Genomic DNA, 26023 nt, shown 5'->3' with positions numbered 1-26023 from the left:
GGGTAGGTCCGGAGCTGGTCGAGTTCCGGGTTGCGGAACTGGATCGGCGAAATCAGCCGCAATACCCTGCGCAGAATCCTGAAAGACCAAGGCAACCTCGCGGCAGGCCACCAAGAGTGGAAGACCCGGCACCGACCCCCAGTTCGCGGAGAAGACGGCCCGGCTCCCGGACCTCTCCGGAATCACGGCTTGCGCGGTTGGACGATCATCGGCAGCGCATCGGGGCGGGGTACTTCTGCGACGACCTCCCGGACCGAATGCCCCTCGGCGAGGCGTAGCCGCCAACGGTGCGCAACAGTTGCCACTACGATGCTCATCTCGGTCCACGCGAAATCGTCGCCAATGCACTTGTGGTGGCCCGCTCCGAACGGATTGAACGTCCGCGGCGTCAGATATGCGGCTCGCTCCGACAACCAACGATCCGGGTCGAATCGTGTCGGTTCCGGATACAGGTCCGGATCCCGGTGCAATGCGTATGGGCTGTAGGCGATTTCGGTGCCCGGCGGAATACGAAGGCCGCCGATGCAGGTTTGCGCCGTGGCGCGCCGAGTGAACAGCAGCGGCGGATGGAGGCGTATCACTTCGTTGAGGATTCGTCTGGCATATTCGAGCCCGGCGACCGTGTCGATACCGATCGGCCGGTCTTCGACTACTGCGTCGATCTCGGCATGCAGTCGCTGCTCGACATCGGGGTGACCAGCCAGTGCGTGGAACGTCCAAGCCAGCGTATTGGCGGGGGTTTCAGTGCCGGCGATCAACAGCGAAATGACTTCGTCGCACACCTGCGCATCGGACATCGCGCTACCGCTGTCCGCGTCCCGCGCCGCCAGCAGCACCGACAGCAGGTCGTTGCGTCCGCGACCCGCGCCGCGGCGGGCCACGATCAACTCCTCGACGATCCGGCGCAGCCGCGTCGAAGCGGCGTCGAAACGCCTGTTCAATGGGATCGGCCAACCGTCCAAGCGTCTTGGGGTGATCATCCGGGCGGCGATGCCCTTCATGATGATCGGTACGTGTTGCTGCACTTCCGCAACGCTCGTCCGGCCGAGATCGGTCGAGAACAGCGCGTCCGCCACGATCCGAAGGGTCAACTCGTGCATCACCTGGTCGACCGCGACCTGTTGACCCGGCGCCCATGAGGCGACGAGCTCGTCGGCATGGCGTCGCATCGTTTCCGCGTAACCGGCTATTCGTTGTTGGTGGAACGCCGGCTGTAGGAGCCGCCGCTGCCGCAGATGCAGCGCGCCATCGGACGTGGCCAGGCCGTTCCCGAACAAGGTGCGCGCCCGGTCGTATATGCGGCCCCTGGTCAGACTTCCTGCCTGCGTGACCAAGGCATCCCGCACCAGCTCCGGTGTCGTCAACATGTACACCGGCCAGTTACCGAGGTCGATGCGGACGATACTGCCGACAGTGCGCAGCGATTCGAGAAATCCGAGGGGATTGCGCCCCAACGCCACCACATGACCCAGTAGCGGGAGACGGCCCGGTGCGGCCGGAACCGATCGCAGTGAGTCGTCCATCATGACTCGATGCGGGCAGGTGGGGTGATGACATCGTCGAACGTTCCGCGGATCCGCGGACGATCCAGGTCGTAGCGACAGGTTTCGTGGATCCACACCAGATTCGCGTATGCGTAGCGACGTAGTGCCCAGGCAAGCTGGGCACATTGCTCCGCCGCTTCAGGTGGCAGATCGAGTTGGCTTGCCAGCCCAGGTAACTGGGCCTGCAACTCGACAAGGAGACGTTGGCGGTGTTCGGCTCGGTCCAGCACCCGCTCTACCGCCTCTGCCAGACTGCAGTTCTCGCTGGCCGCGACCACCCGCACCATGTTGCACGTCTGGCCGTCGGCGATATCCTTCTCCAAGCCGTACACGTCGTTGTGCCACGCGGTGATATCGGCGAAACACGAGACGAGCTCACGAAACAGAAGACTGTCCCACAATGTGTCGGGGATCCGCAGCGAGCAAACCACCGCGAGAACGTCGGCCTGAAAGATCATCGCAATGGTGTGACGGCGCATAGTCAGGAAAGTCGCCATGTCCGGGATCCGGCCCGCGGCATGGTAGACGTTCTGAAAGATCACCGCTTGCATGTAGTCCATGAAGTGCTCGATGATCCGCCGTTTGCCGGACTCCGACAGCCCGGCAGTGAGCCGGGGCCAGAAATCCGCGAAACCGTCGATCACCGGGTTGGACCGCCCATCGGTGGGAGTCACGCCGTCGACGATCGCCTGCATAGCGCGCAACACGCCACGCATCCTGTCCAGCCGCTCGCCCCAGTCGTAGTTGTCGTACTGATCGTCGGCCAACGAGCCCCAGCAAAACCACATCAGCCCGAGCACCAGATGCTCATGATCCACGTGCGGCGTGGTGATCCCGTGGTAGAGCCCGAATTTGAAGGAGCGCAAGTGCGCTTCCTGCTCTGGCTTGGCAAGGAAGCCGATCCGCCACAGCCATTCGATCGTGGCGTCCTCGGCCGGCCGGGTAGCGGGATTGACCAGAGAACATTCGCAAAAACCGGGTATCAAAACAGATGTATCGATCATAGGCACGACCCCGATCGCCTCCCGTCCATTGCTCGCGCAGTGTGGGACGGGCGCCCCGCTTGCGGCAGCTGCGTCCCGCTTGCCAATGCCGGGTCGCGGCTGCTGCGCGAGAGTGCCCCGAGCCTTCTCCGGCGGATCCGACCGTGCCGCCGTCGTCACTGGTCATCAGTGACGATTAGTCGTCGACGACCTCCGTTCTCTAGGTCGTCTCCTGTTCCACTGTCGATCCAGGTGTCGGATGGACAATCACCTACGCTCAGAGCCCCGGCCCGCGGCCCTACGGGATGCCGGTCACGTTAGCCTCTTCGTTGCGGAGATCGACTTCCCGCCCTTGGGAGGAAGGGTAGCTATCGAAAGCCCCGACAGCGCCCAGATGCTCGGCCGTGCAAAACGGGGAGTGCCGGTGGTCCGACATCGAGGCATTCTTGCGGCCGCTCCGCCCGAAGTCGAGGAGTTGAAATCCCCTGACCGGTTCGTGTCGAAGTGGAGTCCGGAACCTGCTGCATCGCAATCAGATTCGCACCGATGTCGGCTGCCACCTGCCTCGCGACACGTTCAGCTCGCCGATTCGCCCGGCTTCCAGCCTGGGTAGGTGACTCCGCCCTCCTTACGAATACAGTGGGCGGCGTCGCCGCAGGGGACCTGTCAGGTGATCAAAGCAGCCGAGTCGTTCAGTTCGCTTCCAGGGAGCGTTTGATCCTCGCGTCGACGTAGGCGATGAGGCATTGCAACGGCCAGCGCCCCTCATCCATCGGCTCGAAAGCGTCGATACGGTCACGCAGCTCCCATAAGAGGTCGTCGATCTGCCGGAGGTCGTCCACAGTCAAGTCACCGCGTTGGGTCTCGGCCAATGCCGACAGCAGGTCTCGATCGATCTCCGCCAACTCGCCGCGAAGCCATTGCGTTCGCCCGAGGACGGCATCGTGGCTCTTCAGCTCGACGTAGTCGAACAGGTTTCGTAACGGACTCTGCTCGATCGTGTCCGGAGGCGGGAAGGGAACCCGATCCCGGACGACGTCGAGCTGATGTCGAACCTCGCGGGCGCTGTCCACGGAATACCCGTCTCGCAGATGGGCGGACAGCCCGAGAAGCAGTCGCTCGATATCATCCACACTCGCCACCTGTCAGGAGTCGAACTCGCCGTCGTTCGCACCGGCAAGGAAGGCGGTCCACTCGGTTTCGTCGAAGCGGAGCTGGACGCCAGGGGAAGTCACGAGGGTGTCGGCACCGTTTTGTCGTACGACGGCGGCACCGTTGGTGCCGGCCAGGCCCACACGGGCTGCACGAACACACGTCGACCATTGGGCGGCGGTGAACTCGATGATCCCCTGGTCGCGATGCTTGACGGGCCGAACGAAAACGCTGTCCGTCGCGGGGGCCACGTCGACGCAGCCTTCGCCGTTACCGCTGTAGCTGGATGTCCGCCACGATAGGTGGTCTGCGGTGCTCATCCGTTTCTCCTACTTCCCGAAGGCTGCCAACCGACTTCTGACGGCGTCGGCGGAGTCCGATCCGACAACGCCGCCGCAAAGAGGCGGTCGAAAGCCATCTTATACAGCTCTACCTGGTCCTCTTACTGGATGTAAAGCGCGCCAGCAGGGTATTCCACATGCCCGATGCTGCGGGCAGCATCGAAGTCCAGGACGATGAAGTCACCATCTAGATGAGTGATTCCAAGGTTGTGGTGCGCCGTTAGAATCCGGGTATGGCTCGACGACGGTACGTGGCACGCGGCGTGCCGGGCGGATACCGCGTATGGGACAACAAGGCTTGCCGTTGGTGGGGCGACCTGTACGAGTTGTGTCCCGACGAGCTGGTGGCCGAGCTGAACAATTCTCACCGCCCCGACCGCATCACCGAACTCACCAGGCAGGCGCGGGCCCGCAAGCGTTGAATCCTGTTCGCCGGAGCTGGTAGGTCGCTGCATTCGTGGGCTGTTGCGCGGTTCGGTCGCGCAGCGCGCCGAGCAGTTGTCCGGTTCTGTCGCCGCCTCGCGGGTCTCGCTGTTGTGAAAGCGATTGTCGGGAAGTGGGTTTGAGGATTCGGGCGAGGGCGTCGTAAGTCAAGGTTGTGAGCAATGACATCGACACCCTCGCCACTGCACTCTATGTCACCACCGACGACCTGTTGAAGCTTCGCTCGGATCTGGCTCCCCGACGCCCCGCGGTCGGATTCACGCCCCGGTTGACCGACGCCGAACTGGTGACGTTGGCGGTAATGCAGGCGCTGCTCGGGTTCACCTCCGAGGCCCGCTGGCTGCGGTATGCCCGCACGCATCTGCGGCCCTTGTTTCCATACCTGCCGAAACAACCCAGCTACAACAAGCGGCTACGTAACGCCGCCGCGATGCTCGTCACGGTGATCCGGGTCTTGGCCTCCGACACCAGTCTGTGGACCGACGACGTGTGGGTAGCCGATTCCACACCGGTCGAATGCGGCCGCTCCCGCGAAACGGTCAAACGCTCCGACCTGGCCGGATCGGCCGAGTATGGGTACTGCGCCTCGCATTCGCGCTATTTCTGGGGCCTGCGGCTGCATCTGGTCGCCACGCTGGGCGGGCTGCCGATCGGATTCGCCTTGACCGGTGCCAAAGCCGACGAACGCGAGACGCTGATGGGCATCTTGCGTGCCGATCCCACACTGGTCGTGCAGCGGCCGGGACAAACCCTGATCTGCGACAAGAACTACTTCGGGGCCGGGTTCGAGTCCGACCTGGCCGATGCCGGGCTGCACCTGCTGCGTCCGGCGCGCAGAGGCGAACCCGAACGCCCAGGAAGTGCCCTGTTCAGGCCGCTGCGTCAAACCGTCGAGTCGATCAATCAAACCCTCAAAGCCCAACTGGACCTGGAACGCCATGGCGGTCGCACCCCAGCTGGAGTCATCGCCCGCATCCTGCAACGCATCCTCGCGCTCACCGCCGCGATCTGGCACAACGACACCACCGGCGCACCGATCCACCGCTCGCTGACCGCCTACGATCACTGACCCCCAGACAGGACCGCAAAGCCGATCCCCCTTGGAATCACTCCTCTAGTCCGTCGTGGACAGCCACGCTGACCGGCAGCACGTGCAGTAGACGTTCATCAGCGACGCCACCTTCCCGGACAACCCGAGCTCTGTAGTGGCGCTCGACTCCTCTCATTCGCCGTTCTTGTCGATGCCCGGACAGATAGCCGACGTCGTGGCGAAGCTGGGCTGACACGGCAAATCGATCACGACAAAGTTGCCGCTCCACCAGGCAGCATCGCGCACGGGCGGCGACACCCGGTATCGAGCGGCCTACCCGCCGTCAGCCCTATTCGACCGTCACGGTGCGGAAGGACGCATCGAGAACGCCGATCAAACGGTTGAAGGTCTCGTCCACCGGATCCGGTAGGCCGAAACCACCTTCCGCTTCCAGCGAGGCCAGACCGTGGCAGACGATTCGCCAGATACGGACGGCGTGGATCAGGTCGGCTCCCTCCAGCTGGTAACCCTTGAGCGCGGTGTCGATGACGCCGACTGCCTGCACCGCCACTTCTTCATGCTCCCGATCACCTGCCGCAGGCGCCCGCACACTCGCCGAGTAGCGACCGGGAAACGCCATGGCATAGTCGCGGTACGACACCGAAAGGGCCTGCAGCGCCTCCTTTCCCGAGACGCCGGACGTCGCGGCAGCGAGCTTCGCGGTCAACTCTCGCACTGCCAGCACGGAGATGTCTCGCTTGACCGCGTCGAGCCCATCGACATGCTTGTACAGCCCGGGAAGCGAGACGCCACAGCGCTTCGCGACCGCCGCCAGGGTGAGCTTGTCCAAGCCCACCTCATCGGCGACGGCCGCGGCTTCGGTGACGACCACCTGTGGGGTCAGACCGACACGAGGCATCTACTCGGCCGATCGGCCGAGTATGATGCCGCTACCGGTGACGAACACGATCAGCAGTGGCAAAGACACGTAGGCCAGGGTAGCCATGCCGGAGATGAGCAGGAGATATCCGATGCCCGATCCGGCGATCGCGACTGCCATGGCAATGCCGGTGAACCGCAGCCAGCGTGGAAGCGCTCCGGCCATAACTCCTGCCACGCCCATCACGGCGAGCACGAACATCTTGGCGCCGTCGAGCCGGTTCAGCGATTCGAACAGCAGGCGCGCGGTATCGGGCGAGGTCGCCCCGGCCAGCGCGACGCCGACAACGAACTGGACCAACGAGATGGCCGCGGCCACGGCTCCCGCGATCGCGGTGATCCGACCCGCCCGGGACCAGCCTGCCGCACGAGCCAGCCACAGCGGCACGATGACCAGTCCGAGCGCTGGAACTCCCTCACTGAACAGGTAATTCAGGTCCATAGCCGCGACGTGCCCGGAAATTTTGGCGACCAGCGAACTTCCGGACTCGTCGAATCCGGGGTTTGGCACCGGGATCGAGAGGGCGATGGCCCAGGACAGTGCGTACCCGATCCCGATCACGGCAGGAATCGTGCGAAGTGCACCTGCGGGAGTGCGCTCGGCGGGGATGGTGGTCATGGTCTCAACTCCTGCGGTGTAAGTTAATCAAATTAACTACAAGTTAATCCAATTAACCATGAAGTGCAAGAACTCGCCCAATTCCGCCATATCGGCCAAGATATGGACGCGGGCCGACCGCCGAGATCGCATGGCCGAACAACCGGTGATGCGTATAACCTACTGGCTCGCTCCGGGGCGACGAGTGGTCCTGCTGACCGTTTTCCGTAAAACTCGGACGCGGCAAGCCGCAGAGGTGGAGCGAGCAAAGGCTCTTCGCAAGGTGTGCGAGGCCGAACATGACCACGCCCGAACCAGTTTCGATCGAGAGGTAATCGACGATGGCTGACCACAAGTCTATGGATGACCTGCGACGGGAACGAGTCGATCGTTCCGATTTCAACGCTACCGAGTACAACGTCGGCCGCGAAGAGGCACGACTCGCCATCGAGTTCGCCAATGCCATACGCGAACGTCGCTTGGAACTCGGACTGACGCAGACGCAGCTGGCCGAACGTGCCGGACTACGCCAGCCGGATGTTTCGCGGCTCGAGTCCGGTGGCGGCACGCCCACCATCGGCATGCTCGACAGGCTGGCTCACGCACTCGAGTTGCGGTTTGTCGCACGATTCGAGAAGAGCGACGCGGCCTGACAGGTCGCTTCCCGCGATGAGCCGATTGAGCGCGATGAGCCGATTGAGCTGGGAAGCTCAGGGGCAAAGACAGCAGTGGGGGGAGCCCGGGCACTTCGATGCCCCCTGCCCAGGCAATGCAACCCCGCGATCTCGCCGTGTGGAGTGATCAGCCCAGATGAGCCGACAGCAGCCAGGCCGGAACCGACTTGCGGCCGTTGGGCTCGTCGCGTATGCCCTCGAACCGAATACCCAAGTCCGCAGGCAGGTTGCCCGCAGGCAGGTTGCCATGGATTCGCGCCGGCCTGATCTCATCGATCACCCAGTACTTCGACACCACCTCACGAAGCTCGTCGACGGTGACGGGCGATGGCCCCGGTTCGGGCACTTCGGGCAAGCCGGCCCGGTCGAACACCAGCGCGAAATACGACGCGCCTGGCGCGGCTGCGCGAACGATCGACTCCTGATAGCCCTCCCGCGACTCGACCGGAATCGAATGGAACAACGTGCTGTCGACGATGGTGCCGAAGCGGCCGTCGTAGCCGGTGAAGGAGGTGATGTCGGCGACCTCGAAGGAGGCGTCGACCAGGCCGCGCCGGGTGGCCTCGGCGCGGGCCAGCTCGATCGCGGTCGGCGACAGATCCAATCCCACGGTGGTGTAGCCCCGCTCGGCCAGATGCAGCGAGATCGCCGCCTCCCCGCATCCGACGTCGAGGACATCGCCATGGAATTTGCCCTGTTCGATCAGGGCGGCCAGTTCCGGCTGGGGTTCTCCGATGCTCCACGGGGGTTTGACGCCCGGCCCGAACGGACCGCCTTTGCCTTGGTAGACGGCTTCGAATTCGAAATCATGTGGTGTCGGCATAACCCACGAATATCAGGGCACCTGATGCATGTTTGGGACGTGGCCCGCGACGCGCTCGGCATGCTCTCCAAACTCGGGCCGTTGCGCCGTGGGGAGCACGCGCTGGAGCTCACGCGCGCCTGGAATAGCGAGGCCGCGCCAAAAGAACTTACACTGTACGTAGCCGCCTTAGCCGTGGTGTACCCGGCCGTTCGGGCGCTGATGGCGGCCTTCGAGCCGGCCGGCTCGAACATCACGCGGCCCGGGAACCGAAAACCCTACGGCTACGGCTGTTCTCGGCCGCCGGACGCATCGCACGCCAGGCTCGCGAAACCACACCGCACTTGCCCGCCACGCACCCTGGACCGGACTGCCACCACCGCACCCACCCGCCTGCAACCAGTCTTGCCGGCAGAAACGCCCCGACAGCCAGCGAAAGGACTCCGAGCGGTCACCTCGGCGTATCGGGGCGTGCGATCTCGAAGGATCGTAGGGCGCGGCTGACATGTCCGAGCCATCTGGCTTCGTCGAGCAGCGTGTCAGCGCCGCCGTGTTCGGCGGACAGGGTCATCGTCGTGTTGTGCCGGGGCGGTATGCCTGCCTGCTTCGCCTGGATCGCGGCCGCGATGACGGCCGCCTCGATCATCGGGCCGCGCTCGTGGTCCGGCAGGCCGAGTTCCTCGGACCGTTCGGCGGCGAGCTGTCGCGCCCGTGGATCGGCATACCCGCGCAGCGCCAGTTGCGCGTCCCGAATGTCGATGACCCGGCGACAGAGCCGAAATTCAGCGTCCTGTAACGGATTCCATTCGCGGCTGATAGGGAGGGGCACAACGCTCGCCGTGCCGGTGACGGATGTCAGGTGCCAGCTCAGCGCAATGAGTTGTCGTTCGGTGCGGTGGCATCGGTAAGCATGAAGCAGCGACCCGAGGAGCTCACCGCCTGAGGGCAGCGCCATCCCCGCGATGACGATGAGCAGTCCGGTTACCGTGAGTAGCCCGTCGACGGTGGCGTAGATCGGCTGGGGTGGGTGGCCGAGATCGGCTGCCACGAGCACGTAGCCGAGGAAGGCCAGGCGCGCGATCACGGCGATGCCCCCTATTGCGATGACGCGGAATCCGCTACGTAGCCACGGCTTCGCGGTGAGCACGGCGTAGCGGAACCCGAACACGACCGCGGCGATGGCGCTGACACCGACGTAGCAGATGAACAGATACCGATACCGGGCACTATTCGCGGACGCCGGCGGGAACGCGGCGAACAGCGAGACGACTGCGGCGACGACGACAATGAATCCCGCACCACACAGCGGCGACCTGCGGCGCGCGATCTCGGTCCGTGTCGTGAGGTACACAAACCATATCTGGCTCGCGTACACCGCGAGCATCGCCGTGATGTCACTGAGCAGGATGCCGATCATCGGAACATGGGTGTGGTGGTCGATGGCATCGGATTCGAGCCAGAGCATCATAGTCGCCAGGATCGCGCCAGCGAAAAGCGCACTCGCACGGTGCATCCCATTGTCCGGATCCCGCATGATGTCGCGAGCCTTGATAGCCAGGACAGTGCCGCAAGCGAACGCCGTGAGCAAGATGAGGAGAATCGGGTCGGGGGTCACAGTGAGTTGTCCAAGCGGCGGACTATGTCGGCGATCGCCGGATCGGCAGCGATGGTGACCGGCTGGCTCGACCGGTGCGCGCGCCGCAGCAGCAACGTCGCCGTCATCTCTGCCTCGGTCTCCTGCTCGGTCGATCCGCAGGACCTGGCGAGAACCTGTCCCTGGATCTCATGGGCGATGTGCACGAACATGCAGTGCCGTCGATCATCGCCGATCGGCTGACCCGTGTGACCGAGAAGCAGATGCGCGAATTCGTGGAAGATGATCTGCTGGCGGTGAATCGGACTAGCAGACTCCTCGTAGATGACGGAATGCCCGTGTTCGTCGGTGATCAGCAACCCGAGTGGACTGGCCGGCGGCAAGGCCATCGGGATCAGTTCGATCCGTCTGCCCACATGACTCGCCAGCCGCTCGCACACCTCGTCGATACCGAAGCGAACCGGTAACCCGAGCACGTCGATTCGCCTCTCGCAGCGCTTCCGCAAATCCGTAGTCCGCATGGCAGTCGAAGTTCTTCGCGCGCTACCGGTCGCCGGAAGGACCTGCGGGCAGTCGCTCCAAGCGGCGGAAACGGTTGATCACGTCAGTGACCGCAGCCAGGCTCTCGGCAGACAGGCCCGCTGCCCGCAGCGCCACATCACGCACGCCCGCGTCCCGCATGGCAGTCAGCAGACCCAACTCGGCGTCGACCTCGCGACTGGTCTCATCGTCGAAGAAGTACGCGGGCGGAACCCCGAAGAATCGAGCCAGCGCGCTCAAGTGCCGAAAGGTCGGATTGTCTCGTTGACCGGTACGCAAGTACCAGACATACGAGCCGGACATCTTCACCCCCTGATGGCGGGCGATCGCGGTGGCGACCTCCTCGTTGCTGAACTCGCGACCGTCCGGCCTGCGCACGACGTCGAACAGATAGGTCAATCTCGACGCCAATGTTGAGCCCGTTTCGTCCACCGGTCGCCTTCCCCGTCAACTGGAATGCTTTCGAACCATTATCGCTTGACGACCGTTGACAGGCCAGACCAGGCGTGGTCCAATCAAAATCATCAACTGGCGTGAAGAGAATTTGTTCTGAAACCACGAATGTTGACATTTTGACACATTGCGTTGTGCCGTGCGGGAGGACTGACAGTGGGCAGGAGCAGACCGGACGCGTGCGATAGCGACGTCGACCACCGGCGGTTCTTCAGAGCATGCGCTGCGATGGCGTCGCTGGCCTGCTGGCGAGTGGCAGCTGGTTCCGGGGGCAACGCAGCCACAACCGCGATGCGCGTACACCCAACGTCCACAACAGCGGTCACCGACCCGCCGACGAGCCACCCGACACCGCGCGGCTCGACGCAGAGCGCGAACGCTGCGACGGCGCGGCACGCAAGCGAATCCGCAGCCCGAATCGCCACACGATCCGGTCGCCGCCACGACAACACGGGCGACCGCGAAGCATGCGCCGAGCCCGAAACATCGGAGCTGGTACAAGTTGTCGAACGATATCGCCGGAGCCGTCGCGGATATGGTACGTGGACAGAACGCCAAACACCCTGCGCCCAAGGGCAATACGTTCCCCGAGCCAGTTAGTGAAAGTGCTGGACAATACGACCGCGGGCGATGTCGCCGACTGGATGGTCGAGAGACTCACAGCCGCAAGGGATACGTCGCCGGACACCGTCACGTTCCTTGGCGACGTGGCACCCACGTTCGTCGGTTTCCACGCCGAGATCGCGAAGATCCCGCCGGAAGCCCGAATGCCGTGGCTGAAGGACCGGCTGGAGCGGCTCGGCGACAATCACGTCCGGGACGAAGTGAACCCGATGAGTTGCATGCGTCAGCACTGGAGCTGCGCCAGCTCGCCGAGGAGATGGCGGCGGAGTTGAACGTCGACCTCGCCCGCGAAGGGGAGTTCTGGGGCGACGACGAACCCGGAAAGACCTGCGCCCGAAGGTATCCGCCCGGCGCACAGCAGGGCATGGAGGGGTTCGAGAACCTCGCGGCGAACCTGCGCGCGATGGGTTCCGGCATCCAGGACGCCAACGACGCATTCGAGAATCAGGACGGTGGATGGCTCGGCGTTCGGTGATGCCGAACCAGACCTCGACCAGGTTCATCCACGATGCCGAGGTCGCCGAACCGACAAGTCCGAGAATACGAAGGAACAACCTTGGCCACCGAACACAATCCGTTTCCTGCGCTGTGGGCGCTGTTGGCCGGCTTCTTCATGATCCTGTTGGACATGACGATCGTTGCGGTCGCGACCCCGGCGATCAAAGCTGACCTGAATGCTGATATGCCCAGCGTGATCTGGGTGACGAGTGCCTATCTGCTCACCTATGCGGTGCCCCTGTTGCTGACCGGGCGACTCGGAGATCGGTTCGGGCCCAAGAGTATCTATCTGATCGGTCTGGTCGTCTTCACAGCTGCCTCACTGTGGTGCGGCCTGTCGCGATCCATCGAAATGCTGATCGCTGCGCGCGCGGCGCAGGGTATCGGCGCGGCGTTGATGACGCCACAGACGATGGCCGTGATCACCCGGATCTTCCCACCGGACAGGCGCGGCGCGGCGACGGGTCTATGGGCTTCCGTCGCTGGGCTGTCGATGCTGGTCGGCCCGATCATCGGAGGCGTGCTGGTCGACCAGATCGGCTGGCAGTGGATATTCTTCGTCAACATCCCGATGGGGGTCATGGCGTTCGCCTCGGCAGTCTGGCTGGTGCCCTCGTTACCGACCCATACACATCGGCTCGATCTTCTCGGTGTGGCACTCAGTGCGGTCGGTATGACGTTGTTGGTGTTCGGCATTCAGCAGGGCAATACCTACCACTGGTCGGCACTGGTCTGGGTGTCGATTGGCGTAGGACTTACGGTGCTGGTCGGGTTCGTCGTGACCCAGGCTCACAGTAGGAGCGAGCCGCTGGTGCCGCTGGGGCTGTTCCGCTATCGGAATTTCGCTTCGGCCAACGTAGCGGTTTGTGCAGCAGGCGCGGCGGAAACCGCCCTGATGGTGCCGGTGTATTTCTACCTGGAAGCGGTGCGGGATTTGTCGCCGATGGCAGCGGCTTCGGCTTTCGCCCCCATGGCGGTCGTCACCGGCATCGCGGGCCCGTTCATCGGCAAACTAGCCGACCACGTGCACCCGCGTTCCATTCCGAGCTTCGGCTTCCTTCTTTTCGCCGCTTCGATGGCGTGGTTGGCGTCGGCAATGACACCGAACACCGCGGTTCGGCAGGTTGTGCTCGCGTCCGTCGCAATGGGGCTCGCAGCGGCCTGCATCTGGGCACCGCTATCGGCCGCCGCCGCACGCGACCTGCCCGTGCACCACGCCGGCGCGAGCGCCGGCGTCTACAACACCACCCGGCTGGTCGGCTCGGTCCTGGGCAGTGCGACAGTCGGCGCATTGATCACCGCTCGGATGACAGCACACGGCATCTCGTCATCGGCAGCCGGCGGTACCTGGCAAGTGCCCGATTTCCTGAAACCTCCGTTCAGTGCGGCGCTGAGCCAATCGACCTATCTGCCCGCCGCGATCTTGCTGATAGGTCTGATCGCGTCGATGATGCTCGTCCGCCCCCGCAAATCATCGACACCGCCTACCGCGGATTCGAGACAGGCCGATCCGGCAACGTCGGGAACAGGCACAGGTTCTGGGGTGGCGTCGGCTTCGGTTGCGGAGTTGTTCGCCAGTCAGGCCGATCGAACACCGGACGCAGTCGCAGCGATATTCGAAGAGCGTTCGCTGCGGTATGCGGAACTGGATCACGAGTCCAACCGGCTGGCACGGATACTGATCGACCGAGGTGTCGGCCCGGAGACGATTGTGGCCGTGATGCTGCCGCGATCACTGGAGATGATCATCGCGATTCTGGCGGTGATCAAGGCGGGAGGAGCGTATCTGCCGATCGACCCCCGCCATCCCCGCGAGCGGATCGGGTTCATGCTCACCGACGCCGCCGCGCGTCTGGTCCTGACCGATTCCACGACAGCCGAATCGATGATGCGCCCGAACACCATCGACCTGCCGACCGCGGTATCGGTACTCGCGGTCGACGGCAGCGAGACCGTCCGACTCATGGCTGGGCAGGATGACGCGCCCCTCACCGACAGCGACCGCCTGTTCCCACTGCAACCGCTCAACCCGGCCTACGTCATCTACACCTCGGGATCCACAGGCGTGCCCAAGGGCGTCGTTATCACCCATCACAACGCGACGTCGTCGATTCGCGAACTGTCGTCTCGGATAGAGATGACAGCGGAATCACGAGTACTGGCTAGCACCTCGTTGACCTTCGACGTATCTGTGTTCGAAGTATTCTGCACACTGACCACGGGCGGCAGCATCGAAATCGTCCGCGACATTCTGACGCTGGCCGAACGCGATTCGTGGACGGGTGACATCATCAGCGCGGCGCCCTCGGCATTCGGCGAGCTGATCGGACAACCCAATGCGGCGAAACTCGACGCAAAAGCTGTCGTCTTCATCGGCGAGCCGCTGACAGCGGCACTTGTTGAGAGAACCCTGGCGTATATCCCCGGCGTTCGCATCATCAACGGCTACGGTCCGACTGAAACAACTGTTGCGATCACCTCATTCACCGTATCGCAAGCGCCCGCTCAGGCCGCTGTGCCGATCGGTTCGCCGGTCGGGAATACGCAGGTGTTCGTGCTGGATGGCCGGTTGCGGCCGGTCCCGGTAGGGGTCGCGGGAGAACTCTATGTGGCGGGTGTGCAATTGGCCAGAGGCTACCTGGGGCTGGCAGCGTTGACATCGTCGCGGTTTGTGGCGAACCCCTATCCGGCGGCCGACGGCGATCGGATGTACCGGACAGGGGACGTCGTTCGGTGGAATCCCAGGGGTCAGTTGGAGTTCGTAGGGCGGGTCGATGACCAGGTAAAGATTCGGGGATTTCGGATCGAGCCCGGCGAAGTGGAAGCGGCGCTCGTCGCCCATACCGCGGTAGCGCGCGCCGCGGTAGTGGTACGCGAGGACCGACCGGGAGACAAGCGACTGGTGGGCTACATCGTGCCGGCAAACGGTATACAAGCGGAGACCAGGGACGTCGAGCATGTCGACGCGTGGCGGCAGGTTTATGACGATATCTATCACGCGTCCGGCAGTCCAGCGCTCGGAGCGGACTTCGCGGGCTGGAACAGCAGCTATACCGATCGACCGATTCCGCGGGCCGAGATGTGCGAGTGGCGCGAGGAGACCGTACAAAGGATCCTGGAACTTGCTCCGGAAAGGGTCCTGGAAATCGGCGTCGGCGCGGGCCTGATACTGAGCGGAGTCGCGCCCTCGTGTGAAAGCTATTGGGGCACCGACGTATCCCAGGCAGTCATCGATCGCCTGCGTTCCCAGCTCATCGAGCGCCCCGGCCTGGCAGCCAAGGTAAATTTGCGTTGCCAAGTTGCGGATGACATCGACGGCCTGCCGGAGAAATTCTTCGACGCGGTTGTCATCAATTCGGTTGTCCAGTACTTTCCGCACGCGGAATATCTGGTCGAGGTGCTGCGCTCGGCCGCCCGGCTCCTGCGAGCGGACGGCGTGATATTCGTCGGCGATGTTCGCAACATGCGCCTGGCCAGTTGTTTCCACACCGCAGTCGAACTACATCATGCCAAACTGGATACTATGGCGACGGTGGCACTGAAAGCCGCTGAACGGGCGATGACCGCGGAGAAGGAGTTGATGGTCGATCCGGACTTCTTCGTAATGTTCGCAAACGATACCGCCGGCATCACGGGCGCCGATTTACGACTCAAAGACGGCGTCCATCACAATGAGCTGACGCGCTACCGATACGATGTGATACTTCGCACCAGGCCGAGCGCGGCGCAGCAGCTGCTCACGGATGCACCGAGACTGCATTGGGGACATCCGGGGAGTGGCATCGATGAACTCATCCACCACCTGCGCTCCGATTCACCTCCGATACTTCGCGTAGACGGCATTCCCAACGGTCGCCTGTTTCCGGAAATCATGGCCGAGCGCAGGCTGCGCAGCGGTGGACCTCTCGATGCCGCCGTTGCCGATCTCAACGCGTCACCCCCACACCGAGATTGGATCGACCCGTCCGAACTCAGCCGCCTTGCCGCCGAACACGACTATCGGGCAATCATGACCTGGTCGAATATTCCTGAGCAGTTCGACGTCATCTTCGCCGAATCGGAGCGGGTGACCACCGCATCATGGATCGCAGCGTACACGCCGAGGACAACCGGTGAATTCTTGGTAGACAAGCTCACCAACAGACCCGCGCGCTCCCGCGAAATCGCCGCCTTGACAAGCATTCTACGGACATTTCTCTCGTCCCGATTGCCGGACTATATGCTGCCTGCGGCGATAGTTGTTGTGGAAGGTTTCCCGCTGACACCGAATGGGAAATTGGACCGTCGCGCGCTGCCGGCTCCGGAATTCACCGGCGGGACATATCGGGCGGCGCGCACCGAGCGGGAAAAGATACTGACAGGATTGTTCGCCGAGGTGTTGGGGGTGGAACGGGTCGGAATCGACGACAGTTTCTTCGATATGGGTGGTCATTCACTCTCGGCGACGAGACTGGCCAATCGAGTACGCGTGATGCTGGGAATCGAGTTGGGTGTGCGGGACTTGTTCGACACACCCACCGTATCCGAGTTGGCGGCACGACTCGAAAATGGTGTTCGGGTGCGCCCCATTTTGACGATCAAAGACCGTCCACAGGAAGTGCCGTTGTCGTTCGCACAGCGGAGACTGTGGTTCCTCCATCGGCTGGAAGGGCCTTCGGCGACCTACAACATGCCGATAGTTGCGCGGCTGACCGGAGTAGTGGACACGGCGGCCCTGCAGGCCGCGCTGGTCGATGTGGTGCAGAGGCACGAAAGCCTGCGCACGGTGTTCCCACAGCGCGACGGCGTCCCGTATCAGCACGTGCTTCCGGTCGAGGATGTTTGTCCACGGTTGATGATCTCGCAGCAAGTCGAGGCTGAAACGGCGGTAGCCGATGCGGTGCACTATGCCTTCGATCTGGAGTCGGAGATTCCAGTGCGGGCGTGGTTGTTCGACGTGGGCGCGGACCGGCATCTGCTAGTTGTCGTGGTCCATCACATTGCCGCCGATGGTTGGTCTATCCGACCGCTGTGGCGGAATTTCAGCCAGGCGTATGTGGCACGTCGGGCGGGGCGAGCGCCGGAATGGGCACCACTGCCGGTGCAGTACGTGGATTACACGCTGTGGCAACAGGATCTGCTCGGCGAGCAGGCTGATCCGGACAGTCGGATCGCCGAACAGCTGGGCTACTGGAAACGGGTCTTGGCCGGAACGCCGGAACGGATAATGTTGCCCGTTGATCGACCTTCTCCGCCAGTGGTCTCGTATACGGGTGCAGCCGAGCGCTTTTCGTGGTCAGCCGAGTTGTGTACGGGATTGGAGAGACTTGCCCGAGCCAACGGGGCGAGCGTGTTCATGGTTGTCAACGCGGCGTTGGCGGTGCTGCTGTCGCGCATGGGTGGCGGTGACGACATTGTCATAGGTTCGCCTGTCGCCGGACGCACCGACGAGGCACTCGACGAATCGGTCGGGTTCTTCGTGAACACTCTTGTGCTGCGGACGGATCTCTCCGGTGATCCCACTTTCGCGGAGCTTCTCACGCAGGTACGGGAACGTTGCCTGGATGCCTACGCTCATCAGGATATCCCCTTCGAGCGCCTCGTCGAGGCCGTCAATCCGACGCGGTCGACGGCCAACCACCCGATATTCCAAGTGATGCTCGCTTGGGACAACACCGAGCAAGCCGATCCCGTATCGGCCGAAGGTCTGGGACCCGAGCTGGAGGCACGCTCGGAGTTCGTCGATACCGGCACCGCCCGAATGGATTTGGCCTTCAGCATGACCGAACGCGGTGGTCTCGGCGCGGTCGGTGTCGCGGTGGACGGCGTGGTGGAATTTCGGACCGATCTGTTCGATCCGGACACCATCAAGATGTTGCTCACTCGGCTGAGGCGAGTGCTCGAAGCTGTTGTGGCCGATTCGGGCGCTCGGACGGGGTCGATCGATCTGCTCGACGATGTGGAGCGGCGTAGGTTGCTGGTGGAGTGGAACGACGCAGGCAACAGCGTTGGGCCGGTACAACCGTTGACGGTCGCGGAGTTGTTCGCCCGTCAGGTCGCTCGGGTGCCGGATGCCACCGCGGTGACATCCGGTGATCGGTCGTTGTCCTATCTGGAGCTGGATCACCAGTCCAACCGGTTGGCGCGGGTATTGATCGACTGCGGCGTCGGCCCGGAGATGATCGTCGCAATCGTGTTGCCACGATCTTTGCGGATGATCGTGGCAATCATGGCAATATCAAAAGCAGGCGCGGCGTACCTTCCTATCGATCCCGACTACCCACGCGAACGGATCGGGTTCATGCTCGGCGACGCCACCGTGCGATTGATCCTGGCCCAGTCCAGCACAGCCGGATCGGCGTTGTCGTCGGATTCGATTGCATTGCCGGCAGACATTCCGGTGCTCGCGCTGGACACCGCTGAGACGGCAGCGCTCGTTGCCGGACACAACAGCGACCCGATCACCGATGCCGACCGCCTGCGCCCGTTGCGTCCACTCGACGCGGCCTACGTGATCTACACCTCTGGATCAACGGGCCTCCCCAAAGGCGTTGTCATCACCCACACCGGCGTCGCCAATCTCCTCGCGGCCCAGCGTGATCTGCTCGACATCGACGACAACAGTCGCGTGTTGCAGTTCGCCTCCGCCAGCTTCGACGCCGCGTTCTTCGAACTGCTACTGGCGCTCGGATCCGGGGCCGCACTCGTGATACCCGCGCAGAGCCGGGTGGTCGGTGCAGAGCTCGCCGACCTGATCACCGAATGCCGGGTGACCCATGCGGTTCTCACTCCCGGTGTGCTCGATGGGATTCATCCAGCGGAACTACGGTCTGTTACCGATCTCGTTGTCGCAGGGGAACCTTGCCCTCCCGGGTTGGCCGCGCGATGGTCGGCCACACGGCGGATGGTCAATGGGTACGGTCCGACCGAGGCTACTGTGTGCGTTTCGATGAGTGCCCCGCTGTCCGGCACCGACCCGACTGTGCCGATCGGTTCGCCGGTCGGGAATACGCAGGTGTTCGTGCTGGATGGCCGGTTGCGGCCGGTCCCGGTAGGGGTCGCGGGAGAACTCTATGTGGCGGGTGTGCAATTGGCCAGAGGCTACCTGGGGCGGGCAGCGTTGACATCGTCGCGGTTTGTGGCGAACCCCTATCCGGCGGCCGACGGCGATCGGATGTACCGGACAGGGGACGTCGTTCGGTGGAATCCCAGGGGTCAGTTGGAGTTCGTAGGGCGGGTCGATGACCAGGTAAAGATTCGGGGATTTCGGATCGAGCCCGGCGAAGTGGAAGCGGCGCTCGTCGCCCATACCGCGGTAGCGCGCGCCGCGGTAGTGGTACGCGAGGACCGACCGGGAGACAAGCGACTGGTGGGCTACATCGTGCCGGCAAACGGTAGTGCCATGGCAGCAAGCGAGGTTCGTCGGTTTGTCTCGTCCCGATTGCCCGAATACCTGGTGCCATCAGCGATCACGGCCATGACAGCACTGCCGTTGACAGCGAATGGGAAAGTGGATCGCCGGGCACTCCCCGCCCCGGAATACACCGATACGGCGTATCGGGCACCGCGCACCGATCAGGAGAAGTTGCTGGCAGCATTATTCGGCGAAGTGCTGGGGGTGGAACGGGTCGGGATCGACGACAGTTTCTTCGATCTCGGGGGGCACTCCCTCTTGATCACCAGGCTGGCTGTTCGGATCCGGGAGGTCCTGGGAGTGACGCTGACTGTGCGGTCCTTGTTCGACGCGCCTCGCATCGCCGAATTAGCGCAGGAGATAACCGACGATGCGGATTCAACTCGGTCCGACGCCACAGAATAGAGCCTGTCTCGAGCTATCCGATACCGCTACAAGCCGGGCACCGGCTCAGTCCATTCAGCAGTAACAGTGGCTGCGCTTGCGGGTATCCGGGGACGACAACCCTCGGCTTCGGGATCACACCTCTGTCGAGTCGACCTGGCGGCCGGTGCCGGATCAACTTCTATCGATGCGAGCATCCTGTCGAGTGCTCGGCAGGACCGTTGTGAGCTCGAGGACTCGGGACACCCACAGCTGGTCGAGGTTGTGACGCAGGATCCTGGTGAACTCGTCATCACCGAGTTTCGCGCGTTCCTCTCGCAGCACTGTGATGTTGCGAATCGCGTTGTCGGACTTGATCCGCTGGTTGATGGACAATGCTTCGACCGTCAGGGAAATTGCCTCAGCGGCAAGGCCCTGCTCGGCGCGTATGCTTCCGAGTCCGGCGTAGTCCATCGCTATTCCATGCCAATCTTCCTGCCCCTCGTCGATCGCGAGGCAGTCGCGGAAGTACCGTTCCGCGAGGGCAAGGTCACCGCGAGACTGGGTGACCCTGCCGAGGTGAAAGGTGCTGTTGGAGACGCCCGACAGATTGCCGAGCCGCCTCTTGATCGCTATCGAGGCGCGGAAATGCCGCTCCGCTTCCACATAGTCCTTCCGGTCCTCGCAGACCCGTCCGAGCTGGTGATGGACAATGGCCATATTCGTGTCGTGGTCGAGCCGCTGATAGACCTCGAGTGCCGCCAGGTAGCTTGTCTCGGCCTCCTCCAGGCGCCGGGTCTCCAGCCCCACCAGCCCCAGGTCCTCATGGCATTTGGCGACGCCCTCCGAATACCCCGCAGCCTCGCAGATCGGCAACGCCCGCACGAAGCACATCCGGGCGGTGCCGTAGTCCCGCTGCCCGTGAGATGCTATTCCGAGCTTGATGTATCCGCTACCTAGGTGCGTGGGGCTCGGATATGAGTTGTAGAGTTCGATGAACGACTCGGTCTGTTCCAGTACATAGGCCGCCCGCGCCGGATCGCAAAATTCCAGCAGCACATCGCTGAAGGCATGAGCACCGAGCTCCATACGTTGAATCGCGAGCCATTCGATATTTCGCTGGTTCACATGATGGTCGCTTTCGTAGAACCACGCCGCGACCGTGCACGGCACCGCATCGGCGACCCGCCCCAGAACCGTGCGGACGGCACCCAATCCCCGGCTGCACATGGCCAGGAAAACCTGCTCACCTACGGCCGAGAAAATGGCTTGTGCGCGTGCGAAGCAGATCTCGGCCCAGTCGAGCTCGCCAACATCACGCGCGATCTCGCCGAGCTGTAGGTAGCACTCGGCGATGTGACGGTTGCTGCCGATGTCCTCGAAGACCTCCAAGGCTGCCCGGAGGTTGACCTGAGCTGTCTCGTAGTAGAAAAGGGCGAGCGAAATTCTGGCGAGAATGACCAATCCGTTTCCGATATTGATGCGGTCGCGCAATCGATTGTAGTTCGACAGGGCGACCTGGATGCATCGTTCCGCCCTGACGTAATCCTTGGCACGGAAAGCCAGGATGCCGATCTGGTGATGGCTTGCCGCGATTCCCTCCAGATCGCCCAGTTCCTGCGATATATCCAGCGCGTCGAGGTATTGTTCCTCGGCCAGCTGATCGTCGCCGTTGTCCATTGCTATCCCAGCGAGATTATGGATAGTGATGGCCATTGCCCACCGGTCACCGATTCGTTCCTTGATAGACATCGATTCCCGGAACAGCCCTTCCGCCTCCCTGCGGTTGCCTTTACTTTCGGCGATCAGGCCCAGCTGCTGCAGCGCACACGCAATATCGCCGTCGGCGCCCAGCCTCCGGAAGATAGTCAATGCCTCCTGGTACTTGGCGACCGCCTGCTCGTACTCGCCCCTCCGCATGTACAGCCCACCGAGATCCGCGGTGAGCTGGGCCGACTGTTGTGATCCCGGTGGCGCCACAGCCAGTACCTCACGACGCAGCCGCTCCTCCCAGGACCAGTGGCCGGCGACGTCCAACTCTCGGCAGGCCAGCTCGGTGTACCTGATCGCCTCTTCCACACTGCCTGCGGCCAGCTGGTGGTATCTCGCCTCGATCGCCTGCTGGATGTAGTCGAGTTGTTCGGAGGTCGCACCCATCCGCCAGCCCCGGTAGTCGGCTGCCTGTCGGTGCCTGTCGGCCAACTGTTCTCGACCGGCCAGCCGGGCTATGGTCCCCGCCGTCCATCGGTGCACCAGGTACCCGAGCTCGGAGGGCGCCAGCAACCCGAGTTGCAGCAGTTTGTCGATGGCATCGTCCAGACCGTCCGGAGCTGGTGGCGGCTGCTCATCACCGGACACGGAGGCGACCTGCCAGGCGAGGCCGGTTCTGTCCACCGGGAGCCGGTACACCGATGCACCCAGCAGCAGTCGCCTGGCAAGCGGCACCGTGTCGAGGTGGGCGATCAGCTGCGGCAGCAGCACGTCTTCGGCGATCAACGCGCCGGTTTCGGCGAGCTTCTCCCCCAAGTCGCCGTCTCGGACACCACGGCCTGCCAGGGCCACTCGCAGGCGGTCAGTCACCTCATCGAATCGGGCGACGCCGTCGCGCAACAGCGCGTCGAGGTATTCCAGCGAACGCGGATGACCGCCGAGCTGAGTCCACACCTGCCACTGCTCTCGCGGCGTCAACCGGTCGAGGCCGGGCAGCCGCCAGATCAGCTTGCGCGTCTCTTGCCAGGACAGCGGGCCGAGTGGATAGGTGTCGAGGCCGGGTAATGGGAACGGGTGTCTGCTGGTGATGACCAGCCGATGACGCTCCGGCCAAGCCAGGAGAAACGCCGCCAGCTCCGGGTCGCTCAGTTGATGCTCGACGTCCAGGTTGTCTTCGAAGTCGTCCAGCACGAGCATGATCAGCACAGTGCTTCTGGCAATCGCCGCGAGACGATCGCGCTGATCCCGGCTGCGCTCGGCCAGCACGATGACCAACTGTCGCAGCGGATCCGACTCTGCGACTTCCTGTTTTCCACAGTAGAACCTCAGCTCCCGGCGGAGCTGTTCCAGAATCGCGTCGACCGTGGTGGCGCCACTTATCGCCACGACCACGCCACCTGCGATCCGGAAGCGCTGCGCAAGCTCGGCAGCGAGGCTGGTTTTGCCGACCCCACCGATGCCGTGCAACACAATGCGCGGCTCCGCTCGGGACAACCGGCGCAAAGCGCTTCTGCGACCGATGAAATCACCAGGTTTGTGTGCTGCGCCGTCCCGGATGACCGCTGGCTCCGGTGGTTGCACGGCATGCTCTGCGGCATTGCCTCGACCCGTCAGCCGCAGCTCGGGATCGGCGAGGAACAAAACCGGTCTCGCCCACTCCGGCAGCGGGCGGGGCGCACGCTCCAACTCCCGTCGGACTTCGGAAAACACCGTGAGCAGGGCTGATTCCTGTTGACCCGCGAGCCTTTCATACAATTTGGCGCAGAGATCGATGACGTAGTTGTCGCTGACCACACCGTTCATCGCCAATACGGCTGGCGCACCGTGCCCAAGCAAGCTTCTGGCCAACCCGGGGAGTTCGGACTTCCCGTCGCGCGCAGTAGAGCAGCCGGTCAGCGAGATCAGCGGTACGGTGCGGCCAGGCGGGAAGGCCTCGGCCAGGAACCGTGCGGCGTCCACACGGTCTTCTGCGCCGGTGCCGGTCTCCAGCAGTAGCGCTCCGGGACCGGCATGGCAGGAAACGTGCAGGATGTGGAACTCTTCCTCGGCAAGCGCAGCCCTGATCGCCGCCGTGCTGCCCCATTCCAGGATGCGCACCCGCACACCGCTGCGGTGGCCGGGATCCACCGCGTCCAGGATCCTGCCGAGTTCCCGCTCGTAGTCCAACAATTCCAGACTGCTCGCATCCGGGCTGCCGATCGCCGCGAGTATCCGCAGCGGCCCCTCGACACCAGCGGCGGAGCACGCACCGATCCGCACCGTCCGGTACAGATCGACGGCAGGATCCAAGGCCAATGGCATAGTGCGGCCTGGCGGTACGAGCGTTTCCCACGGTAGATCAGCGACCGCGGGATCGGTGACCTCGATGCCGAGCCGATGACGGCCGGGCTGCTGTAGCTCCTCGGCCAGCGCATCGCCGACGGGACCGTCCAAGAAGCGGTGTCCAAGAGCAACACCCAACTCCCGCAACAACTCTGCCGACGGCTGTCGGTCCGACCGCCACAGCAGATCGGTCAAACGCTGATCCGCCGCCGTTGGCATCTGCCTGATCTGCTCGCATCCGATGTCGCCCGTCACAAGTGCGGTGTCGATCGCCAGCCTGATCACAGACGAACCTCCTTTGTGGACCAGTATGGCGGCACGGCACGGGCGAGCATCCCGGATGCGCGGAACGGCTCGCGGGCATGCACACTGGTGCGACAGCCAGCGGATCCAGAAGGAACTCCGCCGACGGTCATCGGGGGGCTTCGAAGCAGGTCGAGATCACGGGGTTCCGGCCTGCACCAGGCAATCCGCTCTCCGGCCGAGCGGAAACCTCCACTCCCGCAACACATCAAGGAATACTGTCACCATGTCAGATACTCCGGAGGAGCCCACTCAGAAGAACGCAGTGCGGATCAACGACTCTGGTTCGCTAGAGTTCTTCGACGGGCAGAAGTGGGCGCCATATGTGGATCTTCCCGACGACAACCCCGGCCCGCTGGGTGTTGTGTTCCGCAAGGACACCGCATGAGCTCCGACCAACCCGCTGAGATTCCCAGCACCGCGACGTTGGATGCGCTGCCGTCGCCGCTGGATTCCATCGCCGACAGCCGGGCCGCCGCACGCTGGACCATCGCGTCGATCGGTGCGGTCGGGGTGCTGCTGCTCGGCGGCGGGCCATTGACCGCTGTCGGCAAGATTACCGACTGGACCCATGCGGCATGGGCGGGTGGTGGTCTGCTAGCGGCATTGCTGGGCGTCGCCCTGGCGGTCTGGCAAACCAGCGAGGCCCTGATCCCGCCGATGACCACACCGGCCACTCTCACGGGACCGGTCATACGCCAACTCCGTGAACAACTCGACGCTGAGCCGTGGTACTACTTCGGCTCTCTGGCCACCAGCGTCGACGATCTATTGCGCCATCGGCATATCGCAGCGCAGATCGCCCGGCAGCTCGCATCGGCGAGACCCGACGAACGCGGCACGCTGGAACGTGGCCTGGCAGTGGCCCATCGCAATATCACCCGAACCGATCCCTGCCTGCGATGGCTGCTGGTGACCGCGCACGCCTGGCAGGTACGGGAGAAACTACGCAAAGCCCGCAGATACACGCTCCTGGCCGCAGTGCTGGTCATCGCTGGTTCCGTCGTGTTCCTCAGGGCAGCGGGCCGGTAACCGGGGGCCGGGAGGGGGCTATCAGGAAGTCTGGCGGTGCGGAATCCGACTAGCCGTGGCTCCCTGTCCTCAGGCGGCGATCGGAGCGACGCGAAGCGGCGGGCGGTGCGGTGGCCAGGAGGCTCGGATGGCATCGAATTCTTGCCCGAACCTCCTGTTCCCGGCCCTGATCGAATGATCATGGGCCGGGCCGGGATTCGCCTGCCGATCAGTTGAGCACGGCGTCGAACATGCCGGGCTCGTAGAACCTCCCTATCTGGCCGACGCGCAGCTCCACCAGCTCCAGGCCGCACTGTCGCCCATCGTGGGGGCCGACCTGGTATCCGGTCTACTGGCGGGCAGCCTGCCCAAGATCGGCGCCGAGATGACGGTCGAGCCGGTACAGATCAACGGCTACCCGGCGCTGCTTCTCCGGCGGGGCGGGGAGATCGACACCGTCATGGCGGTGCGCATCGACGACGGCCTCATCACCGGGCTCTACGCCGTACGCAACCCCGAGAAGCTAACGCATATGCAACGCGAGACCGCCCTGCGCCGCTGAGCCCGGGCCCTTCGGAAACGAACAGCACAACCGGCGTCTCCACCTCGCGTCGCTACTGGCGACGGCGTAGCGAGTTTGTCGCGAAGGCTCGGAGCTTCAACCCCTGGCGGTTGGCCGCGGTGGTCCTGGCAGCCCGTCTGCGC

At 63.7% G+C, this 26023-nt stretch carries 19 protein-coding genes; 8 read left to right on the top strand and 11 right to left on the bottom strand.

Translation table 11 applies throughout. The features are described from left to right. Window positions 1-182: 182 nt before the first annotated feature. The 4 genes from OHB12_RS34080 to OHB12_RS34065 form a co-directional block, all read right to left on the bottom strand. Window positions 183-1526 (bottom strand): cytochrome P450, encoded by a 1344-nt coding sequence (locus tag OHB12_RS34080; RefSeq protein WP_327114328.1) that lies wholly within the window; start codon window positions 1524-1526, stop codon window positions 183-185. Further along, the gene (locus OHB12_RS34075) at window positions 1523-2548 is read right to left on the bottom strand and encodes a terpene synthase family protein (protein WP_327114326.1); all 1026 of its coding nucleotides are present in this window, start codon (window positions 2546-2548) and stop codon (window positions 1523-1525) included. Before OHB12_RS34075 ends, OHB12_RS34080 begins: the two co-directional genes overlap by 4 nt. 671 nt (window positions 2549-3219) lie before the next feature. Then, window positions 3220-3660, bottom strand: coding sequence for a hypothetical protein (locus tag OHB12_RS34070; protein ID WP_327114324.1), 441 nt, complete (start codon window positions 3658-3660; stop codon window positions 3220-3222). Between the two features lie 12 nt (window positions 3661-3672). Next, entirely contained in the window at window positions 3673-3999 is a 327-nt protein-coding gene (locus OHB12_RS34065; protein ID WP_327114322.1) for a DUF397 domain-containing protein, read from the bottom strand. A 254-nt stretch (window positions 4000-4253) separates the two neighbouring features. Between OHB12_RS34065 and OHB12_RS34060 the strand changes: the two genes are divergently transcribed. After that, entirely contained in the window at window positions 4254-4442 is a 189-nt protein-coding gene (locus tag OHB12_RS34060; protein WP_327114320.1) for a hypothetical protein, read from the top strand. Between the two features lie 176 nt (window positions 4443-4618). Beyond that, window positions 4619-5533: an IS982 family transposase gene (locus OHB12_RS34055; RefSeq protein WP_327114318.1), complete on the top strand. Its 915-nt coding sequence runs from the start codon at window positions 4619-4621 to the stop codon at window positions 5531-5533. A 310-nt stretch (window positions 5534-5843) separates the two neighbouring features. Here the strand turns inward: OHB12_RS34055 and OHB12_RS34050 are convergent, their stop codons facing one another. Both OHB12_RS34050 and OHB12_RS34045 read right to left on the bottom strand, forming a co-directional pair. Then, window positions 5844-6413, bottom strand: coding sequence for a TetR-like C-terminal domain-containing protein (locus OHB12_RS34050; protein ID WP_327114316.1), 570 nt, complete (start codon window positions 6411-6413; stop codon window positions 5844-5846). Further along, window positions 6414-7052 (bottom strand): hypothetical protein, encoded by a 639-nt coding sequence (locus OHB12_RS34045; RefSeq protein ID WP_327114314.1) that lies wholly within the window; start codon window positions 7050-7052, stop codon window positions 6414-6416. 320 nt (window positions 7053-7372) lie between these two features. Between OHB12_RS34045 and OHB12_RS34040 the strand changes: the two genes are divergently transcribed. Next, entirely contained in the window at window positions 7373-7684 is a 312-nt protein-coding gene (locus OHB12_RS34040) for a helix-turn-helix domain-containing protein (protein ID WP_327114312.1), read from the top strand. A gap of 148 nt (window positions 7685-7832) precedes the next feature. Here the strand turns inward: OHB12_RS34040 and OHB12_RS34035 are convergent, their stop codons facing one another. From OHB12_RS34035 to OHB12_RS34020, 4 genes are all read right to left on the bottom strand, one after another. Further along, window positions 7833-8528 carry a class I SAM-dependent methyltransferase gene (locus OHB12_RS34035; RefSeq protein WP_327114310.1) on the bottom strand — a complete coding sequence of 232 codons (696 nt, stop codon included), beginning with the start codon at window positions 8526-8528 and terminating at the stop codon, window positions 7833-7835. A 430-nt stretch (window positions 8529-8958) separates the two neighbouring features. After that, window positions 8959-10122 carry an MAB_1171c family putative transporter gene (locus tag OHB12_RS34030; protein ID WP_327114308.1) on the bottom strand — a complete coding sequence of 388 codons (1164 nt, stop codon included), beginning with the start codon at window positions 10120-10122 and terminating at the stop codon, window positions 8959-8961. After that, complete coding sequence (locus tag OHB12_RS34025; protein ID WP_327114306.1) at window positions 10119-10577, bottom strand: hypothetical protein; 459 nt, start codon at window positions 10575-10577, stop codon at window positions 10119-10121. Before OHB12_RS34025 ends, OHB12_RS34030 begins: the two co-directional genes overlap by 4 nt. Window positions 10578-10644: 67 nt before the next feature. Beyond that, window positions 10645-11040: a helix-turn-helix domain-containing protein gene (locus OHB12_RS34020; RefSeq protein ID WP_327114304.1), complete on the bottom strand. Its 396-nt coding sequence runs from the start codon at window positions 11038-11040 to the stop codon at window positions 10645-10647. 892 nt (window positions 11041-11932) lie between these two features. Between OHB12_RS34020 and OHB12_RS34015 the strand changes: the two genes are divergently transcribed. Next, a complete protein-coding gene (locus tag OHB12_RS34015; RefSeq protein WP_327114302.1) occupies window positions 11933-12193 on the top strand; it encodes a hypothetical protein in 261 nt (86 codons plus the stop codon). Between the two features lie 81 nt (window positions 12194-12274). Next, window positions 12275-20014 (top strand): non-ribosomal peptide synthetase, encoded by a 7740-nt coding sequence (locus OHB12_RS34010; RefSeq protein WP_327114300.1) that lies wholly within the window; start codon window positions 12275-12277, stop codon window positions 20012-20014. A 153-nt stretch (window positions 20015-20167) separates the two neighbouring features. Here the strand turns inward: OHB12_RS34010 and OHB12_RS34005 are convergent, their stop codons facing one another. Next, complete coding sequence (locus tag OHB12_RS34005; protein ID WP_327114298.1) at window positions 20168-24289, bottom strand: tetratricopeptide repeat protein; 4122 nt, start codon at window positions 24287-24289, stop codon at window positions 20168-20170. Window positions 24290-24533: 244 nt separating this feature from the next. On the opposite strand from OHB12_RS34005, the gene OHB12_RS34000 reads away from it, so the two are divergent. The 3 genes from OHB12_RS34000 to OHB12_RS33990 all read left to right on the top strand — a co-directional run bounded on the left by OHB12_RS34000 (window position 24534) and on the right by OHB12_RS33990 (window position 25880). Further along, entirely contained in the window at window positions 24534-24695 is a 162-nt protein-coding gene (locus OHB12_RS34000; protein WP_327114296.1) for a hypothetical protein, read from the top strand. Further along, window positions 24692-25339 (top strand): hypothetical protein, encoded by a 648-nt coding sequence (locus OHB12_RS33995; protein ID WP_327114294.1) that lies wholly within the window; start codon window positions 24692-24694, stop codon window positions 25337-25339. The genes OHB12_RS34000 and OHB12_RS33995 overlap by 4 nt, the downstream gene beginning before the upstream one ends. 304 nt (window positions 25340-25643) lie before the next feature. Further along, a complete protein-coding gene (locus OHB12_RS33990) occupies window positions 25644-25880 on the top strand; it encodes a hypothetical protein (RefSeq protein WP_327114293.1) in 237 nt (78 codons plus the stop codon). The last annotated feature ends 143 nt before the right edge of the window (window positions 25881-26023 follow it).

The organism is Nocardia sp. NBC_01730 (assembly GCF_035920445.1).
GTDB lineage: Bacteria > Actinomycetota > Actinomycetes > Mycobacteriales > Mycobacteriaceae > Nocardia.
The sequence above is the reverse complement of the archived record's forward strand: the minus strand, read 5'-3'. Positions and strand labels throughout refer to the sequence as shown.

What these genes read in the sequence shown, in the direction of transcription:
- OHB12_RS34035 (WP_327114310.1), bottom strand. Translation starts at nt 8,528, where the DNA reads ATGCCGACACCACATGATTTCGAATTCGAAGCCGTCTACCAAGGCAAA.
- OHB12_RS34080 (WP_327114328.1), bottom strand. Translation starts at nt 1,526, where the DNA reads ATGATGGACGACTCACTGCGATCGGTTCCGGCCGCACCGGGCCGTCTC.
- OHB12_RS34000 (WP_327114296.1), top strand. Translation starts at nt 24,534, where the DNA reads ATGTCAGATACTCCGGAGGAGCCCACTCAGAAGAACGCAGTGCGGATC.
- OHB12_RS34060 (WP_327114320.1), top strand. Translation starts at nt 4,254, where the DNA reads ATGGCTCGACGACGGTACGTGGCACGCGGCGTGCCGGGCGGATACCGC.
- OHB12_RS34075 (WP_327114326.1), bottom strand. Translation starts at nt 2,548, where the DNA reads ATGATCGATACATCTGTTTTGATACCCGGTTTTTGCGAATGTTCTCTG.
- OHB12_RS33995 (WP_327114294.1), top strand. Translation starts at nt 24,692, where the DNA reads ATGAGCTCCGACCAACCCGCTGAGATTCCCAGCACCGCGACGTTGGAT.
- OHB12_RS34040 (WP_327114312.1), top strand. Translation starts at nt 7,373, where the DNA reads ATGGCTGACCACAAGTCTATGGATGACCTGCGACGGGAACGAGTCGAT.
- OHB12_RS34045 (WP_327114314.1), bottom strand. Translation starts at nt 7,052, where the DNA reads ATGACCACCATCCCCGCCGAGCGCACTCCCGCAGGTGCACTTCGCACG.
- OHB12_RS34050 (WP_327114316.1), bottom strand. Translation starts at nt 6,413, where the DNA reads ATGCCTCGTGTCGGTCTGACCCCACAGGTGGTCGTCACCGAAGCCGCG.
- OHB12_RS34065 (WP_327114322.1), bottom strand. Translation starts at nt 3,999, where the DNA reads ATGAGCACCGCAGACCACCTATCGTGGCGGACATCCAGCTACAGCGGT.